The 17516-nt window shown below is 68.9% G+C and carries 15 protein-coding genes; 10 read left to right on the top strand and 5 right to left on the bottom strand.

Features of this window, described 5'->3' with window-relative positions; translation table 11 throughout:
- Positions 1-2: 2 nt before the first annotated feature.
- The 4 genes from V4F39_RS11790 to uraH all read right to left on the bottom strand — a co-directional run bounded on the left by V4F39_RS11790 (position 3) and on the right by uraH (position 5407).
- Positions 3-1352, bottom strand: coding sequence for an 8-oxoguanine deaminase (locus tag V4F39_RS11790; protein WP_332289611.1), 1350 nt, complete (start codon positions 1350-1352; stop codon positions 3-5).
- Positions 1353-2021: 669 nt separating this feature from the next.
- On the bottom strand, positions 2022-3485 hold the full coding sequence (locus tag V4F39_RS11795) for a nucleobase:cation symporter-2 family protein (RefSeq protein WP_332289613.1): 1464 nt from the start codon (positions 3483-3485) through the stop codon (positions 2022-2024).
- A 175-nt stretch (positions 3486-3660) separates the two neighbouring features.
- Positions 3661-4878: a urate hydroxylase PuuD gene (locus tag V4F39_RS11800; RefSeq protein ID WP_332289614.1), complete on the bottom strand. Its 1218-nt coding sequence runs from the start codon at positions 4876-4878 to the stop codon at positions 3661-3663.
- Between the two features lie 175 nt (positions 4879-5053).
- Entirely contained in the window at positions 5054-5407 is a 354-nt protein-coding gene (uraH, locus tag V4F39_RS11805) for a hydroxyisourate hydrolase (protein ID WP_332289616.1), read from the bottom strand.
- Between the two features lie 94 nt (positions 5408-5501).
- Here uraH and V4F39_RS11810 point away from each other — a divergent pair, with 94 nt between their 5' ends.
- The 7 genes from V4F39_RS11810 to V4F39_RS11840 all read left to right on the top strand — a co-directional run bounded on the left by V4F39_RS11810 (position 5502) and on the right by V4F39_RS11840 (position 13222).
- Complete coding sequence (locus tag V4F39_RS11810; protein WP_332289618.1) at positions 5502-6263, top strand: GntR family transcriptional regulator; 762 nt, start codon at positions 5502-5504, stop codon at positions 6261-6263.
- A 91-nt stretch (positions 6264-6354) separates the two neighbouring features.
- Positions 6355-7290, top strand: coding sequence for an allantoinase PuuE (gene puuE / locus V4F39_RS11815; RefSeq protein WP_332290541.1), 936 nt, complete (start codon positions 6355-6357; stop codon positions 7288-7290).
- Positions 7291-7313: 23 nt separating this feature from the next.
- Entirely contained in the window at positions 7314-9095 is a 1782-nt protein-coding gene (gene uraD, locus V4F39_RS11820; protein WP_332289619.1) for a 2-oxo-4-hydroxy-4-carboxy-5-ureidoimidazoline decarboxylase, read from the top strand.
- Positions 9092-10327, top strand: coding sequence for a M20 family metallopeptidase (locus V4F39_RS11825; RefSeq protein WP_332289620.1), 1236 nt, complete (start codon positions 9092-9094; stop codon positions 10325-10327). The genes uraD and V4F39_RS11825 overlap by 4 nt, the downstream gene beginning before the upstream one ends.
- A gap of 177 nt (positions 10328-10504) precedes the next feature.
- A complete protein-coding gene (locus tag V4F39_RS11830; RefSeq protein WP_332289622.1) occupies positions 10505-11560 on the top strand; it encodes an ABC transporter substrate-binding protein in 1056 nt (351 codons plus the stop codon).
- A gap of 85 nt (positions 11561-11645) precedes the next feature.
- Positions 11646-12458, top strand: coding sequence for an ABC transporter ATP-binding protein (locus tag V4F39_RS11835; protein WP_332289624.1), 813 nt, complete (start codon positions 11646-11648; stop codon positions 12456-12458).
- Positions 12455-13222: an ABC transporter permease gene (locus V4F39_RS11840; RefSeq protein ID WP_332289625.1), complete on the top strand. Its 768-nt coding sequence runs from the start codon at positions 12455-12457 to the stop codon at positions 13220-13222. The genes V4F39_RS11835 and V4F39_RS11840 overlap by 4 nt, the downstream gene beginning before the upstream one ends.
- A gap of 1 nt (position 13223) precedes the next feature.
- Here the strand turns inward: V4F39_RS11840 and V4F39_RS11845 are convergent, their stop codons facing one another.
- On the bottom strand, positions 13224-14204 hold the full coding sequence (locus V4F39_RS11845) for a formylglycine-generating enzyme family protein (protein ID WP_332289627.1): 981 nt from the start codon (positions 14202-14204) through the stop codon (positions 13224-13226).
- A gap of 9 nt (positions 14205-14213) precedes the next feature.
- On the opposite strand from V4F39_RS11845, the gene gmk reads away from it, so the two are divergent.
- From gmk to V4F39_RS11860, 3 genes are all read left to right on the top strand, one after another.
- Positions 14214-14834, top strand: coding sequence for a guanylate kinase (gene gmk, locus V4F39_RS11850; protein WP_332289629.1), 621 nt, complete (start codon positions 14214-14216; stop codon positions 14832-14834).
- A 35-nt stretch (positions 14835-14869) separates the two neighbouring features.
- A complete protein-coding gene (gene rpoZ, locus V4F39_RS11855; protein ID WP_332289631.1) occupies positions 14870-15073 on the top strand; it encodes a DNA-directed RNA polymerase subunit omega in 204 nt (67 codons plus the stop codon).
- Between the two features lie 144 nt (positions 15074-15217).
- The gene (locus tag V4F39_RS11860; RefSeq protein WP_332289633.1) at positions 15218-17491 is read left to right on the top strand and encodes a RelA/SpoT family protein; all 2274 of its coding nucleotides are present in this window, start codon (positions 15218-15220) and stop codon (positions 17489-17491) included.
- The last annotated feature ends 25 nt before the right edge of the window (positions 17492-17516 follow it).

A 17516-nucleotide genomic window follows, 5' to 3' on the forward strand; every position in this document is an offset into this window, starting at 1 on the left:
GGTCAGCCTCCGGCGGCCAGCAGTGCCGCGAAGCGGTTGTGCTGCGCGACGACCTGGGGCAGCTCGACCGTCGTCAACGCGCCGTCGCGCACCACCACGCGGCCGTTGACCACGCTGTGCGTGACCTGTGGTGCACCGCAGAACACCAGCGCGGCGAGCGGGTCGCCCTGACCGCCGGCGAGCCCGACGTGGTTCAGGTCGAAGCTGGCGAAGTCTGCGCTCATGCCGGGCGCCAGCACGCCGATGTCGTCGCGGCCCAGCACCTGCGCGCCGCCACGGGTGGCGATCTCCAGCGCCTCGCGCGCGGTCATCGCGGCGCCGGTCACCCGCTGCAGCAGCATGCCCATGCGCACCTCGCCGAGCATGTGCGCGCCGTCGTTCGATGCCGAGCCGTCCACGCCCAGGCCCACCGGCACGCCCAGGTCTCGCATGCGCCGCACCGGCGCGATGCCGGAGCCGAGCCGCATGTTCGAGCATGGGCAGTGCGCCACGCCGGTGCGGGTGCGCGCGAAGAGCTGCAGGCCGGGCTCGTCGAGCTTCACGCAGTGGGCGTGCCACACGTCGTTGCCGACCCAGCCCAAGTCTTCGGCGTATTCGGCAGGCGTCATGCCGAACTTCTCGCGCGAGTAGGCGATGTCGTTGTCGTTTTCGGCCAGGTGTGTATGCATCGACACGCCGTACTGCCGCGCCAGCAGCGCCGAATCGCGCATCAGCCCGCGGCTCACGCTGAACGGCGAACACGGGGCCACGACGATGCGGCACATGGCGTGGCGCTGGGGGTCATGCCAGCGCTCGATCAGGCGCTGCGTCTCCTTCAGGATCGCCGGCTCCTGCTCCACCACGCGGTCGGGCGGCAGGCCGCCCTGGCTCTGGCCCACGCTCATCGAGCCGCGCGCGGCATGGAAGCGCATGCCGATCTGCTGCGCCGCCTCGATGCTGTCTTCGAGCTTCACGCCATTGGGATAGATATACAAGTGGTCGCTCGACGTGGTGCAGCCCGACAGCAGCAGCTCCGCCATCGCGGTGAGCGTGGAGGTGCGCACCATCTCAGGCGTGAGGCCGGCCCAGATGGGATAGAGCGACTGCAGCCAGCCGAACAGCTCGGCGTCCTGCGCGAGGCCGATCACCCGGGTCAGGCTCTGGTACATGTGGTGGTGCGTGTTGACCAGGCCGGGGATCACGATCTGGTCGCGCATGTCCAGCGTGTCGTCGGCGCTGGGGGGCAGCTCGGCCGTGGTGCCGACGGCTTCGATCACGCCGTCGCGCACGTAGATCGCGCCGTCGGCGATCTCGCGGCGCTGGTCGTCCATGGTGACGACGACGCGGGCGTTCTTGACGAGCAGGGTTGGCATGTTGTTGCTCCGTTGGGGGTGCTTGGGGTGCGTGAGGGCCGGGTGCTGGGGTGAGGGCGGCTGCGTGTGAGCGTGCGACCGAGGCGGTCGGCCCTGTGGGCCGACTGCCCTGCGTTGCTCGGTCGCCTGGGGTGGCCGCAGAACTCACTTCGCTCACTGGCGTTCGCTGCGTTCAAACAGGCTGCGGCCAGTCAGATCACGAAGCGCGCTGCGCGCGCACCCCAGGCGCCCTGCGCTACTCGGCGCCTCACACGCACGCTCACACGCAGCCGCCCTCCCCCCAGCACTTGCACGATGGTGCTGTGGCCACGGGTGTACTCGCTTCGCCTCGTACACCCCAGAGCGCACGAAGGGGGTTCTCCGCAAACAGAAACGCCGGTGCCGGCGCGGCAGGCGGGGCCCGGTGGGGGCGATTTCTGGGGTGGCGAGAAGCGCAGGGCCGAGGTCGGCGCGCGCAGCGCGCTTCCACATCTGACTTGCCGCAGCCTGTTTGAGCGCAGTGAACGCCAGTGAACGAAGCGAGTTCTGCAGCACGACCTCGGACCGAGCATCGCAGCGCAGTCGGCCCGCAGGGCCGACCACCCCAGCATGAGCCCCTACCGGGCCCCGCCTGCCGCGCCCCGCCCGACCTAGCGATCGACCGCCAGCAAAGCTCACGAACCGAAAAACTCAATGCCCGCCATCGGCAGCCAAAGCCGCCTCCCGAGCCTCATCCGCACCCGCACTGCCCGCCCCGTTGAAGAACAGGTTCAGCACCACCGCGCTGATGGTCGCCAGCAGAATGCCCGACTCCAGCAGCGGGTGCAGGCCGTGCGGCATGTGCTGCGTCCAGTTGGGCGCCACCAGCGGCACCATGCCGACGCTGATCGATACCGCCACGACGTAGAGGTTGCTGCGGTTCGTCTTGTAGTCGACGCCCGCGAGGATGCGGATGCCCGTGGCCGCCACCATGCCGAACATCACCAGCCCCGCGCCGCCCAGCACGAACTGCGGCAGCGACTCGACCAGCGCCGCCATCTTCGGGATCAGCCCCAGCACGATCAGGATGATGCCGCCCGCCACGCACACGAAGCGGCTGCGCACGCCCGTCACGCCCACCAGCCCGACGTTCTGCGAGAAGCTCGTGTACGGGAAGGTGTTGAACACGCCGCCGATGATGGTGCCCAGGCCGTCGACCCGCAGGCCAGCGGTCAGGCTTTTCGGCGTCACCTTGCGATCGGTCAGGTCGCCCAGCGCGAGGAACATGCCGGTCGATTCGATGAAGGTCACGATCATCACCAGCACCATCGTGGCGATGAGCACCGGGTCGAAGGTCGGCGGGCCGAACGAGAACGGCAGCACCACATCGAACCAGTGCGCCTTGCCGACCTTCTCGAACGTCATCTCGCCCAGCGCGGTGGCCACCACGCCGCCGGCCACGATGCCCAGCAGCACCGAGATGTTCTGCACGAAGCCGCGCGTGTACTTGGCGATCAGCAGGATCACCGCCAGCACGAAGGCGGCGATGGCCATGTGGTCGAGCGACGCGTAGTTCGGGTTGGCGATCATCGGCGGCGCGCCCGGCGGCAGGGCGGTGCCGGCGGCCTTGGCATCGGCCACGGCCTGCAGGAAGGCTGGGTCGGGGATCTTGGCCAGGTGGGCCGGCCCGCCCATCGCCCAGCCGATGCCCACCCGCATCAGGCTCACGCCGATCACCGCGATGATGGTGCCGGTGACCACCGGCGGGAAGAACCGCAGCATGCGGCTCGCCAGCGGCGCGATGAATACCCCGATCACCCCCGCCGCGATGATGGCGCCGAAGATGGCCCGCGCGCCGTCCGTGCCCGGCGTCGATTCGGCCATCGCCACCATCGGCCCCACGGCCGCGAAGGTCACCCCCATCATCACCGGCAGGCGGATGCCGAACCACTGCGTGAGGCCCCAGCTCTGGATCAGCGTCGCGATGCCGCAGCAGAACAGGTCGGCCGAGATCAGCAGCGCCACCTGGTCGGGCGACAGCTTCAAGGCACGGCCCACGATGAGCGGCACCGCGATGGCGCCGGCGTACATCACCAGCACATGCTGCAGGCCCAGCGCGGCCAGGCGCGGCAGGGGCGGTTTTTCGTCCACCGGGTGGACCGTGGTCGTGGTCATGCGCTTCTCCTTCATCACTCAGGGATCGTGGAATGGCGCTGCTCTGGTGCGCGGGTGGTCCCGCTGCGGCAGCCGCCCTGTCTCCTCCATGCGGCCCAGGCGCCCGATGCGCCCCGGCCCTGGACACTGGACCTTCATCAACCCGGCCGCCAAGGGCGCTCCGGGGGGCGGGCCGTCAATCTCGCTTTGCGCCGGCCTCGAACCATTTGCCGAGCAGCGCGCGCTCCTCGGCCGTCATGCCAGTGGCGTTGTTCATCGGCATCTGCTTGCCGATCACCGCCTGCTGGTGGATCTGCGCCGCCTGCTCGAGGATGAGCTCCGGCGTGTGCAGCTGCACGTTCTTGCTGGCCAGCGCGGCGTTGTGGCACATCGCGCAGCGCTGGTTGACGATCTGCTCGATCCGCGCGAAGCCCTGCAGCGGCGGGCCTTCGGGCTTGGCGGCGCCGGGCGGCGGCAGCGGGCTGCGTTCGGGGGCAACGAAGTACATCAGCGTGAAGACCAGGCCCACGGCGATGATCACCAGCTCCCAGCGTTCCTTGTGGCGGTGCCGCAGCACGAAGAACTGCCGCACCATCGCGCCGACGAGCATGAAGCCGATCAGCACCAGCCAGTTGTGCTCGTGCAGGTACAGCATGCCGTAGTGGTTGCTGAGCATCGCGATCAGCACCGGCAGCGTGAAGTACGTGTTGTGCACGCTGCGCTGCTTGCCGCGCTGGCCGTGGATCGGGTCGGGCTGGCGGCCGGCCTTCAGGTCGGCCACCACCTTGCGCTGGCCGGGGATGATCCAGAAGAACACGTTGGCGCTCATGATCGTGCCCAGCATCGCGCCGATGATCAGGAACGCCGCGCGGCCGGCGAACAGGTGGCAAGCCAGCCAGGTCGCCGCGCAGATGTAGACGAAGATCAGGATGCCCACACGCAGGTCGCCGCCGATGGAGCCGTCCTTGTTGCGGCCGAACACGCGGCAGATCAGGTCGTACACGATCCAGCCGACGACGAGGAAGCCCAGCGCCGCGGCCACCGCCCCGCCCTGCGTCCACTGGAACACCCGTGGATCGACCAGGAAGGTCTGTGCCTGCCAGAGGTAGAGCACCGCGAAGAGCGCGAAGCCCGAGATCCAGGTGGAGTACGACTCCCAGTACGACCAGTGCAGGCTGCCCTTGGGCATCTTCTTCGGACCGACGAAGTACTTCTGCGAGTTGTAGAAGCCCCCGCCGTGCACGGCCCACAGTTCGCCGTTGACGCCGCGGGCGAGCAGGTCCTCGTCTTCAGGGGGCGTGAGGCTGTTGTCCAGCATCACGAAATAGAACGATGCACCGATCCAGGCGATGGCCGTGATCACGTGCACCCACCGCAGCAGCAGGTTGGCCCAATCGAGCAAGTACGCTTCCATGTTCGGAGTTCTCCTCGTTCTCCGAGGCTCGCCACCGCGGGCGCTGCGAGCCGTCTGTTCGTAGCTGTCGCGGCCTCGGCGGATGCCGGCCCACTGCGACGAAAGTCAGGAAGGGTTTAATGCAACGGACGTGCCACCGTTTTCCGAAGTTGCAGGAAGGATCAGCCGGCGGCGCTCAGCTGCCGCGGTACGTGGAGTAGCTCCATGGGCTGACCAGCAACGGCACGTGGTAGTGGGCCGAGGCGTCGGCGATGCCGAAGTCCAGCGGCACCTGGTCGAGGAACGGCGGGTCGGGCAGCGCGACACCCATCGCGTGGAAATAGGACGCCACCTCGAACACGAGGCGGTAGCGGCCCGCCACGAACGTGTCGTCGGCGAGCAGCGGTGCATCGGCCCGTCCGTCGTGGTTGAGCACCACACGCTGGATCTGCAGCGGCAGCCCATCGTCGAGCCGATAGAGCGTGACGGCCATGCCGGCGGCAGGGCCGCCGCTGGCGGTGTCGAGAACGTGGGTGGTGAGCTTGCCCATGGCCTGCGGGTTCCTCGGTTCGGGTAAATCAGCGCTTGAACTGTGTTCTCAACTGTATACACTTTGGCGTGCAGTTCAAGTACTGAGATACCCCATGCCCCGCAGCCGCACACCGCTCAAGCTCGCACCCTTGCAGGATGCGCAGCCGTCCGTGCAGGAAGCGGGCCCGCCCGCCGACAAGGGCGGCAGCACGCAGCGCATCGTCGACGCGATCACTGCGGCCATCGTCGAGCGCCGGCTGATGCCGGGCACCAAGCTGGTCGAGCAGCAGATCGCCGACGTGTTCTCCGTCTCGCGCACGCTGGTGCGCCAGGCCCTCAACCAGCTGAGCCGCGACCGGCTCGTCACGCTGGAGCCCGCCCGCGGCGCCTTCGTGGCCCAGCCGAGTGTGGAAGAGGCGCGCCAGGTCTTCGATGCGCGCAAGCTGATCGAGGGCGCCCTGATCAAGCAGCTGTGCGCCCGCATCACGCCGGCGCAGATCGCCGAGCTGCGCCGGCACCTGCAGGCCGAGGCCGACGCCATCGCGCGCACCGACGTGCCGGGCCGCACCTGGCTGCTGTCCGATTTCCACCTCGTGCTCGCCCGCATGCTGGGCAACGAGGTGCTGGCCCAGCTGCTGGCCGACCTGCTGTCGCGCAGCTCGCTGATCTCCTTGATGTACCAGTCCTCGCACTCCGCCGAGCATTCGCGCGCCGAGCATGTCGAGATCGTCGACGCGCTGGAGCGCCGCGACGCCCGCGCCGCCGTGCGCCTGACCGAAGCCCACCTCGGCAACGTGGAGCGCAACCTGCGGTTGCATCCCCGCGTGACCGACCTCCAGGCCGCGCTGCGGCCCTCCACCCCACCCCTCGAGTAGCTACGCCATGAGCCATCCCCAGCCCCTGACCGGCAGCTCGCCGGTCGATCCCCGCACCGGCGAGGCGACGTTCGCCGAGTACGCCCGCGACATGAAGGGCTACGGCCGCGACGTGCCGCATGCACAGTGGCCGGGCGGCGCGCGCATCGCGGTCTCCTTCGTCCTGAACTACGAGGAAGGCGGCGAGAACAGCCCGCTGCACGGCGACCCGAGCACCGAGACCTTCCTGTCGGAGATGGTCACCGCGGCTGCGTTCGAGAACCGGCACATGACCATGGAGTCGATGTACGAGTACGGCTCGCGCGCCGGCGTGTGGCGCATCCTGCGCGAGTTCGAACAGCGCGGCTGGCCGCTCACCATCTTCGGCGTGGGCATGGCGATGCAGCGCTACCCCGAACTGGTCAAGCACTTCATGGATGCCGGCTACGAGATCGCCAACCACGGCCTGCGCTGGATCCACTACCAGAACCTGCCCGAGGCGACCGAACGCCGCCACATCGGCCTGGGTACGCACGTGGTGCGCGACATGACGGGCGGCCAGTGGCCCGTGGGCTGGTACACCGGCCGCGACAGCCCCAACACGCGCCGCCTCGTCGCCGACCAGGGCGGCTACGAGTACGACAGCGACTACTACGGCGATGACCTGCCGTTCTGGCTCAACGTCGTGAAGACCGACGGCGGCAAGGCGCCGATGCTCGTGGTGCCCTACTCGCTCGACACCAACGACATGCGCTGCGTGCAGGCCAACGGCTTCAACACCGGCGACGCCTTCTTCGCCTACCTGCGCGACACCTTCGACGCGCTGTACGCCGAGGGCGACCCGGCCGGCCTGGACCGGCCCAAGATGATGAGCATCGGCATGCACTGCCGCCTGCTCGGCAAGCCCGGCCGCATCAGCGCGCTGCGCCGCTTCCTCGACCACGTGGCGAGCCACGACAAGGTGTGGGTGCCCCGCCGCGTCGACATCGCGCGCCACTGGAAGCAGGTGCACCCCTTCGACGCCGCCACGGCCCACACGTGGCGATGAGCCGCACCACGAGGAGTTCTTCGATGCTCAGTCTCGACACCTTGAACGCGGCCTCGAAGGCCGAGTTCGTCACGCTGCTGGACGGCGTGTACGAGCACTCGCCGTGGATCGCCGAGGCGGCCCATGCCCTGAAGCCGGCCGGCGGCTTCCAGAGCCTGCCGCAGTTGAAGCGCGCGCTGGCCCAGGCGGTGCACGACGCCGGGGCCGAGCCGCAGCTCGGCCTGGTGCGCGCCCACCCGGAGCTGGCCGGCAAGGCGATGGTGAGCAAGACGCTGACCGCCGAGTCGACGAACGAACAGGGCAAGGCGGGCCTCACCGACTGCTCGCCCGAGGAGTTCGCGCACATCCAGCAGCTCAACGCCGCCTACAACACGAAGTTCGGCTTCCCGTTCGTGATGGCCGTGCGTGGCCCGCGCGGCCAGGGCCTGCACCGGCGCGAGATCATCGCCACCTTCGAACGCCGCCTCGGCCACCCGGCCGACTACGAACTGGCCGAGGCGCTGCGCAACATCCACCGCATCGCCGAGATCCGGCTGAACGACAAGTTCGGCGTGGAGCCCACGCTCGGCAACCTGGTGTGGGACTGGCACGAGCAGCTCTCGGTGCACACCGACCCGGGCTACGCCGAGCTCGGCCAGCTCACCGTCACCTACCTGACCGACGCGCACCGCGCCTGCGCCGCGCAGATCCGCACGCTGATGGACGAATGCGGCTTCGACGAGACGCGCATCGACGCGGTCGGCAACGTCGTCGGCGTCTACCACGGCAGCGATCCCGCGGCCCGGCGCCTCTTGACCGGCAGCCACTATGACACCGTGCGCAACGGCGGCAAGTACGACGGCCGCCTCGGCATCTTCGTGCCGATCGCCTGCGTGCGCGAGCTGCACCGCGCGGGCCGCCGGCTGCCATTCGGCTTCGAGGTGATCGGCTTCGCCGAGGAGGAAGGCCAGCGCTACAAGGCCACCTTCCTCGGCTCGGGCGCCGTGATCGGCCAGTTCGACACCCGCTGGCTCGACCAGGCCGATGCCCACGGCATCACGATGCGCCAGGCCATGGCCCATGCGGGCCTGGACCCGGCGAAGATCGCCGCCGAGGCGCGCGACCCGTCGAAGTACCTCGGCTTCGTCGAGGTGCACATCGAGCAGGGCCCGGTGCTCAACGAGATGGACCTGCCGCTGGGCATCGTCACCTCCATCAACGGCAGCGTGCGTTACCAGTGCGAGATCACCGGCATGGCCAGCCACGCCGGCACCACCCCGATGGACCGCCGGCGCGACGCCGCCGCCGCGGCCGCCGAAGTGGTGCTGTACCTGGAAAAACGCGCCACCAGCGTGCCCGACCTGGTGGGCACCGTCGGCATGCTGCAGGTGCCCAACGGTTCGATCAACGTGGTGCCGGGGCGCTGCCTCTTCAGCCTCGACATCCGCGCCACCACCAACGAGGTGCGCGACGAATGCGCGGCCGACACGCTGGCCGAGATCGCCGCCATCTGCGAGCGCCGCGGCGTGGCCTTCAAGGCCGAGGAGACGATGCGCGCCGCCGCCGCGCCCAGCGACCCGGCCTGGCAGCAGCGCTGGGAGCGCGCGGTCGATTCGCTCGGCCTGCCGCTCTTCCGCATGCCCAGCGGCGCCGGCCACGACGCGATGAAGCTGCACGAGGTGATGCCGCAGGCCATGCTCTTCGTTCGCGGCCTGAACGCCGGCATCAGCCACAACCCGCTGGAAAGCATCACCAACGACGACACCGAGCTCTGCGTGCAGGCCTTCCAGCGCCTGCTCGACGATCTCGCGAAGGAACAAGCATGAGCAACGCCTACGAACAACTCGACGCCTGGATCGACGCGCACTTCGACGAGGAAGTGAAGACGCTGCAGGCGCTGGTGCAGGTGCCCACCGACACGCCGCCCGGCAACAACGCGCCGCATGCCGAACGCACGGCCGAGCTGCTGCAGGGCTTCGGCTTCGAGGTCGAGAAACACGCGGTGCCGGCGCAGGAGGTCAAGGACTACGGCCTGACGTCGATCACCAACCTGATCGTGCGCCGGCCCTACGGCCCGGCCGGCAGCGGCCGCACCGTCGCGCTCAACGCCCACGGCGACGTGGTGCCTCCGGGCGACGGCTGGACGCACGACCCGTACGGCGGCGAGATCGTCGACGGCAAGCTCTACGGCCGAGCATCGGCCGTGAGCAAGAGCGACTTCGCGAGCTACATCTTCGCGGTGCGCGCGCTCGAAGCGCTGAAGGCGCCGCTGAAGGGCGGCGTCGAGCTGCACTTCACCTACGACGAGGAGTTCGGCGGTGAACTGGGCCCCGGCTGGCTGCTGAAGCAGGGCCTGACGAAGCCCGACCTGCTGATCGCCGCCGGCTTCAGCTACCAGGTGGTCACCGCGCACAACGGCTGCCTGCAGATGGAAGTGACGGTGCACGGCAAGATGGCGCACGCCGCCATCCCGGAGACCGGCGTCGACGCGCTGCAGGGTGCGGTCGCGATTCTCAACGCGCTGTACGCCCAGAACCAGCGCTACAAGCAGGTCAAGTCGAAGGTCGAGGGCATCAACCACCCGTACCTCAACGTCGGCCGCATCGAAGGCGGCACCAACACCAACGTGGTGCCGGGCAAGGTGGTGCTGAAGCTCGACCGCCGGATGATTCCCGAGGAGAACCCGGTCGAGGTCGAGGCCGACGTGCGCCGCGTCATCGCCGAGGCGGCGGCCACGTTCCCCGGCATCACGGTCGAGATCAAGCGCCTGCTGCTGGCCAACTCGATGAAGCCGCTGCCGGGCAACGCGCCGCTGGTCGAAGCGATCCAGAAGCACGGCCGCGCGCTGTTCGGCGAGGAGATCCCCACTTCGGGCACCCCGCTCTACACCGACGTGCGCCTGTACGTCGAACGCGGCATCCCCGCGGTGATCTACGGCGCCGGCCCGCGCACCGTGTTCGAAAGCAACGCCAAGCGCGCCGACGAGCACCTGGTGCTGGAAGACCTGCGCCGCGCCACGAAGGTGGTGGCACGCACGCTGTACGACCTGCTGAGCTGAGCGCTCCCCGGCCGGCAGAGCGGAATGCACAATATCGGTGCCTCGTCAGGCACCGTGTTGGAACTCGTCGCCAATTCACGGTGCACTGACCCAGGTTGGTGCATCAGCCTGCGCACGGAAGTTGCAGAACAAGCGGATACACCGTCCCCGACCTCTGCAGCTTTGGAGTTTCCGCTCATGACCGTTGCCGCCCCCCTGTTCTCTAGCGCCCGGCGCCGTCTCATCGGCGCCGCCGCCGCGGCCCTGCTCGCCGCCGGCCCGGCCCTGGCCCAGGAGACGCCGATCAAGTTCCAGCTCGACTGGCGCTTCGAAGGCCCGGCCGCCCTGTTCCTCACGCCCGCCTCCAAGGGCTACTTCAAGGCCGAGAAGCTCAACGTGACGATCGACGCCGGCAACGGCTCGGGCGGCACCGTCACGCGCGTGGCCTCGGGCACCTACGACATGGGCTTCGCCGACCTGGCCGCCCTGATGGAGTTCCACGCCAACAACCCGACGGCGCCGAACAAGCCGGTCGCGGTGATGATGGTCTACAACAACACGCCGGCCGCGGTGCTGGCGCTGAAGAAGAGCGGCATCAAGGCGCCCGCCGACCTGAACGGCAAGAAGCTCGGCGCCCCGGTGTTCGACGCGGGCCGCCGCGCGTGGCCCATCTTTGCGCAGGCCAACAAGGTCGGCAACGTCGCCTGGACGGCGATGGACCCGCCGCTGCGCGAGACGATGCTGGTGCGCGGCGACATCGACGCGATCACCGGCTTCTCGTTCACCTCGCTGCTCAACCTCGAGGCACGCGGCGTGAAGACCGAGGACGTGGTGATCCTGCCGTACCCGCAGTACGGCGTGAAGCTGTACGGCAACGTGGTCATCGCGGGCGAGGACTTCCTGAAGAAGAACCCCGAGCAGGTGAAGGCCTTCCTGCGCGCCTTCACCAAGGGCGTGAAGGACGTGATCGCCGACCCCAAGGCTGCCATCGCCGACGTGAAGGCGCGCGACGGCATCGTCAACGTGGACCTGGAGACGCGCCGCCTGAAGCTGGCGCTCGACCAGACCGTGCTGACCGCCGACGCCAAGGCCGAAGGCTTCGGTGCCGTCAACCCCGCACGCCTGACGCTGATGGCCAGCCAGGTGTCGGACGCCTTCGCGACCAAGCAGCGCGTGAACGCCGCCACCGTGTGGAACGGCGATTACCTGCCCCCCGCCGCCGACCGCAACATCTTTGCGGCAGTCAAGAAGTGAGGCGGGCCGAGCGCCGGGCCGCTCCCCAGCCGGCCCGCGTCCCCCCGGGGGACCGAACGACGTACCCGTCGGGCGAGGGACGGACATGACCGCCTTCGTAGACTTCCACGATGTCTGGCTGGCGTACAACGACGAGCTTCAGGCCGCAGGCCAGTACGCCGTCGAGGACATCAACCTGAAGGTGGGCGAGGGCGAGTTCATCGCCATCGTCGGCCCTTCGGGCTGCGGCAAGAGCACCTTCATGAAGCTCGCAACCGGCCTCAAGCGGCCGAGCAAGGGCACCGTGATCATCGGCGGGCAGGAGGTGACGGGACCGCTGAAGATCACCGGCATGTCGTTCCAGGCGCCGAGCCTGCTGCCGTGGCGCACCACCCTTGCCAACGTGATGCTGCCGCTGGAGATCGTCGAGCCGTACCGCTCCAACTTCCGCGCGAAGAAGGCGGAGTACGAGGCCAAGGCCCGTGCGCTGCTGAAGAGCGTGGGCCTGGCCGGCTACGAGGACAAGTTCCCGTGGCAGCTCTCGGGCGGCATGCAGCAGCGCGCGTCGATCTGCCGCGCGCTCGTGCACGAGCCGAAGATGCTGCTGCTCGACGAGCCCTTCGGCGCGCTCGACGCCTTCACCCGCGAGGAGCTGTGGTGCGCGCTGCGCGACCTGCAGGCGCAGCAGAAGTTCAACGTCATCCTCGTGACCCACGACCTGCGCGAAAGCGTGTTCCTCGCCGATACGGTGTATGTGATGAGCAAGAGCCCCGGCCGCTTCGTCGTGCGCCGCGAGATCGACCTGCCGCGCCCGCGCGACCTGGAGATCACCTACACGCCCGAGTTCACCGCCATCGTGCACGAGCTGCGCGGCTACATCGGCGCGATGCGCAAGAGCGGCGCGGAGGTGGCGCAATGAAGAAGGGCGTCCTCTACCGCGGCGCGCCGCTGCTGCTGGGCATCGGGATCGTGCTGCTGTGGCAGCTGATCTGCACGGGCTTCAACGTCAGCGAATTCATCTTCCCGAGCCCGCTGCGCATCGCGGAGCAGGCGTGGGAGCACCACACGGTGATCCTCGGCCACGCATGGCACACCTTCTGGGTGACGGTGGTCGGCTTCGCGATCGCGATCGTCGTGGGCGTGCTGCTGGGCTTCCTGATGGGCAGCTCCCGGCTGGCGTACGACGCGATGTACCCGCTGATGACCGGCTTCAACGCGCTGCCCAAGGCGGCCTTCGTGCCCATCCTCGTCGTGTGGTTCGGCATCGGCGTCGGCCCGGCGATCCTCACCGCCTTCCTGATCTCGTTCTTCCCGATCATGGTCAACATCGCCACCGGCCTCGCGACGCTGGAGCCCGAGCTGGAAGACGTGCTGCGGGTGCTCGGCGCCAAGCGCTGGGACGTGCTGATGAAGGTCGGCCTGCCGCGCTCGATGCCGTACTTCTACGGCTCGCTGAAGGTGGCGATCACGCTGGCCTTCGTCGGCACCACGGTCAGCGAGATGACGGCGAGCAACGAGGGCATCGGCTACCTGCTCATCAGCGCCGGCAGCTCGATGCAGATGGGCCTGGCCTTCGCCGGCCTGCTCGCCGTGGGCGTGATGGCGATGATCATGTACGAGCTGTTCTCGGTGATCGAGAAGCGCACCACCGCGTGGGCGCACCGCGGTTCGCAGAACCACTGAGTCAGCGCCCGGCCTCCCGCAGCAGCCGCACGCCGACCAGCGTGTAGCGTGTCTGCGGGCTGTTCCAGTTGCGGAAGGCGCAGCGCGCGTAGAACGGCCAGCTGTGCCAGGAGCCGCCGCGGCGCACCCGCACCTCGCCGGTGTCGGGGCCGGCAGGGTCGTCGGTGGGCGACACCGCGTAGTACCCGTCGCCGTGCCAGTCGGCCACCCATTCCCACACGTTGCCGTGCATGTCGAACAGGCCGAAGGCGTTGGGCGCGAAGCGGCCCACCGGCGCGGTGAAGGCATGGCCGTCGTGGCCGGGCAGTGCCTGTGCCGCCCACTGCGGCCAACGCGCCGTCCAGTGCGGCAGCGCATCGGCGTCGAACACGTTGGCGACCGTTAGCAGCACCCGCGGATCGTCACCCGCGTGGTAGCGGGTGCGGGTGCCGGCGCGGCAGGCGTATTCCCATTCGGCTTCGGTCGGCAGCCGGTAGGCCACGCCCTCGCGCTGCGTGAGCCAGCGCGCCAGCGCCTGGGCGTCGTGCCAGGTGATGTTGACGACAGGGTGATCGCCGGCCTGCGCAAAACCCGGGTCGCGCCACGAGTAGCGCGGCAGCCGCCCCTCGAACGCATCGCCCCGCGCGGTGGCGGCCGGGTCGTAGGCCGGGTTGTGGCCGTAGCCGCCGCTGCCGTCGGCGATCGACTCCGGCACATAGCCCGAGGCCTCGACGAAGCGCCGGAACTGGTCGACGGTGAGCTCGTGCTGGCCCAGGTAGAAGTCGCGGGTGATGCGCACGCGGTGGACGGGGCGCTCGTCGTCCAGCCGCTCGAAGCGGCCGGGCTCCAGCTGCGGGTAGCTGCGCGCGAGCGACGCGGGCGCCTCGTCGCTGCCCATCAGGAATTCGCCCGCCGGCACCCGCACGAAGCGCATGCCGATGCTGTTCTCGATGACCTCGGCCGCCAGCGCCGCGAGCGGCAGGCACAGCGCCGCTGCTACCATCCTGCGCCCATGGAAACCCCCGGCAACCTGTTCGTCGTCGCCGCGCCCAGCGGTGCCGGCAAGTCCAGCCTCGTCAAGGCGCTGCTCGAGCTCGACTCGCACCTGGCGGTCTCGATCTCCCACACCACGCGCACGCCGCGCGGCCAGGAGCAGCAGGGCCGCGAATACGTGTTCACCGACGAGGCGACCTTCCGCGCGATGATCGACCGCGGCGAGTTTTTCGAGTGGGCGCTGGTGCACGGCAACCTGTACGGCACCTCGCGCACCGCGATCGAGGACCGCCTGAACCGCGGCGAGGACGTGGTGCTCGAAATCGACTGGCAAGGTGCCCTCCAGATCAAGAAGATCTTCCCGTATGCGGTGCTGATCTTCATCCTGCCACCAAGCTGGAACGAGCTGCAACAGCGGCTGCAGCGGCGCGGCGAGGACCAGCCCGACGTCATCGCCCAGCGTATGGAGAACGCACGCGCCGAGGTGGCCCAGGCCCGGCACTTCGATTTCGTTATAATCAACGCCCTCTTTGAGACGGCGCTCTTCGACCTGAAAACGGTCGTGCATTCGCAGCGCCTCAAGTACGCCGCCCAGCGGCGAAACAAATCCCAGGTCTTTGCTGCGCTGGACCTGATCTGAACCACTGCAGCATCCGAAACCGGAGTTACTCCCCCATGGCCCGCATCACCGTCGAAGACTGCCTGGAAAAGATCCCCAACCGTTTCCAGCTCGTGCTGGCCGCGACCTACCGCGCCCGCATGCTGAGCCAGGGCCACACGCCGCGCATCGACAGCAAGAACAAGCCCGGCGTCACCGCGCTGCGCGAGATCGCCGCCGGCGAAGTCGGCATCGAGATGCTGCGCAAAGTGCCGGTCTGAACCTGCGAACCGGCCCCGCGAGGTGTCTGGTTCCTCCCACGGGCGCTGCGGCGCCCGTTTTCGTTTCTCCGGGTCACATGCCCGCAGTCGGGCTAAGCCCCCGCGCGGCGGCCGCCCCGGTGCACACCTGCTAGATTCGGCGGCATGGGTATCCGATCGTTCGCCGCCGAACTGTTGCCAAGCGCGCTGGTTGCCGCGCGTACCGCCGCGCAGCGCACCGCCGAGCCGGTGGAGGCCGCGTCCTTCGCCGCGCTGGTCGACAAGCTGGGCTACCTCGGCAAGAACGACGTCAAGGTCATCCGCGAGGCCTACAAGTTCGCCGACGAAGCGCACCTCGGCCAGTACCGGGCGAGCGGCCAGCCCTACATCACCCACCCGATCGCCGTCGCCGGCCTCGTGGCCGACTGGAAGCTCGATGCGCAGGCCATCATGGCCGCGCTGCTGCACGACGCGATGGAGGACTGCGGCGTCACCAAGCCGCAGCTGATCGAGCGTTTCGGCGCCGCCACCGCCGACCTCGTCGACGGCCTCACCAAGCTCGACAAGCTGCACTTCAGCACGCGCGAGGAATCGCAGGCCGAGTCCTTCCGCAAGATGCTGCTGGCGATGGCGCGCGACGTGCGCGTGATCCTGATCAAGCTGGCCGACCGGCTGCACAACATGCGCACGATGACGGCCATGGCGCCCGACAAGCGCATGCGCATCGCCCGCGAGACGCTGGAGATCTACGCCCCCATCGCCCACCGGCTCGGCTTGAACCGCGCCTACCGCGAGCTGCAGGAGCTCGCGTTCCAGTTCATGCACCCGTGGCGGTACGGCGCGCTGCAGAAGGCGGTGCAGCGCTCGCGCGGCTACCGGCGCGACATCGTCGACCGCGTGCAGCGCGAGGTCGAGAAGGCCTTCGCGAGCGCAAAGGTGCGCGTGCAGGTCTCGGGCCGCGAGAAGACCGTGTACTCGATCTATCGCAAGATGAACGAGAAGCACACGACCTTCGCTCAGGTGAGCGACCTCTTCGGCTTCCGCATCGTGGTGCCGACGCTGTCGGACTGCTACCTGGCGCTCGGCGTGCTGCACCAGCTGTACAAGCCGGTGCCCGGGCGCTTCAAGGACTACATCGCGATCCCGAAGGCCAACGGCTACCAGAGCCTGCACACCACGCTCGTCAGCCCGCTGGGCACGGCGGTCGAATTCCAGATCCGCACCGAGCCGATGCATGCGGTGGCCGAAAGTGGCATCGCGGCGCACTGGATGTACAAGACCAAGGACGTCCACCAGCCCGAGGAGGCGCAGCGCCTGGGCGCGCTGTGGCTGAAGTCGCTGCTCGACATCCAGGACGAGAACAACGACTCCGCGGAGTTCCTCGAGCACGTCAAGATCGACCTGATCCCGGACGCCGTCTACGTCTTCACGCCCAAGTCCAAGATCCTCGCCCTGCCCCGCGGCGCCACCGCAGTGGACTTCGCCTACGCGATCCACTCCGACGTCGGCGACCACTGCGTCGCCGCGAGCGTCAACGGCGAGCCGGTGGCGCTGCGCACCGAGTTGAAGAGCGGCGACGTGGTCGAGGTGGTCACCGCGCCCGGCGCACGGCCCAATCCGGCGTGGCTCAACTTCGTGCGCACCGGCCGTGCACGCTCAAAGATCAGGCACTACCTGAAGAACATGGAGCACGAGGAGTCCGAGGCCCTGGGCGAAAAGCTCCTGGCCCAGGCCCTGCGCGCCGAAGGCATGCTGATGCCTTCCGCCGACGCCGGCGACGCCGAGGCCGCCGCCACCTGGCAGCAGCTCACGCGCTGGAGCGGCAACCGCAACCGCGAGGAGCTGCTGACCGACATCGGCCTGGGCAAGAAGATCGCCAACATCGTCGCCAAGCGGCTGGCGCAGAACCTCGTCGAGCGCGGCACGCGGCCCGACGCGGTCACGCTGTCGATCGGCCGCTACGCCGTGGACGACAGCATCCCGAGCCAGGGCCTGGTGATGATCGACGGCACCGAAGGCGCCTCGGTGCAGCTGGCCAGCTGCTGCCGTCCGATCCCCGGCGACGCGATCGTCGGCTACCTGGGCCGCGGCGAAGGCCTGACGGTGCACACCGCCGAATGCAGCATCGGCAAGCGGCTCTTCGAGCGCGACGCCGACCGGTTCATCCGCGTCGGCTGGGCCGAGGAGCTGAGCCGCTCCTTCGAAACCGTCGTCACGCTGCTGCTCGAGAACGGCAAGGGCGCGCTGGCCCGCGTGGCGCAATCGGTGAACAGCGCCGAGGCCGACATCACGCACATCGACATGGACGACCAGCGCGACGGGCACACCGTGGAGATGCGGCTGACGCTGTCGGTGCGCGACCGGCTGCACCTGGCCGACGTGCTGCGCATGCTCAAGCGGGCCCCCGCCGTGCTGCGCGTGGCACGCGTCAAGCCATAAGGGATGGGGGCACCCGGCGCCGCGG

This window comes from Aquincola agrisoli, assembly GCF_036621135.1.
GTDB classification, from domain to species: Bacteria; Pseudomonadota; Gammaproteobacteria; order Burkholderiales; family Burkholderiaceae_C; genus Aquincola; species Aquincola agrisoli.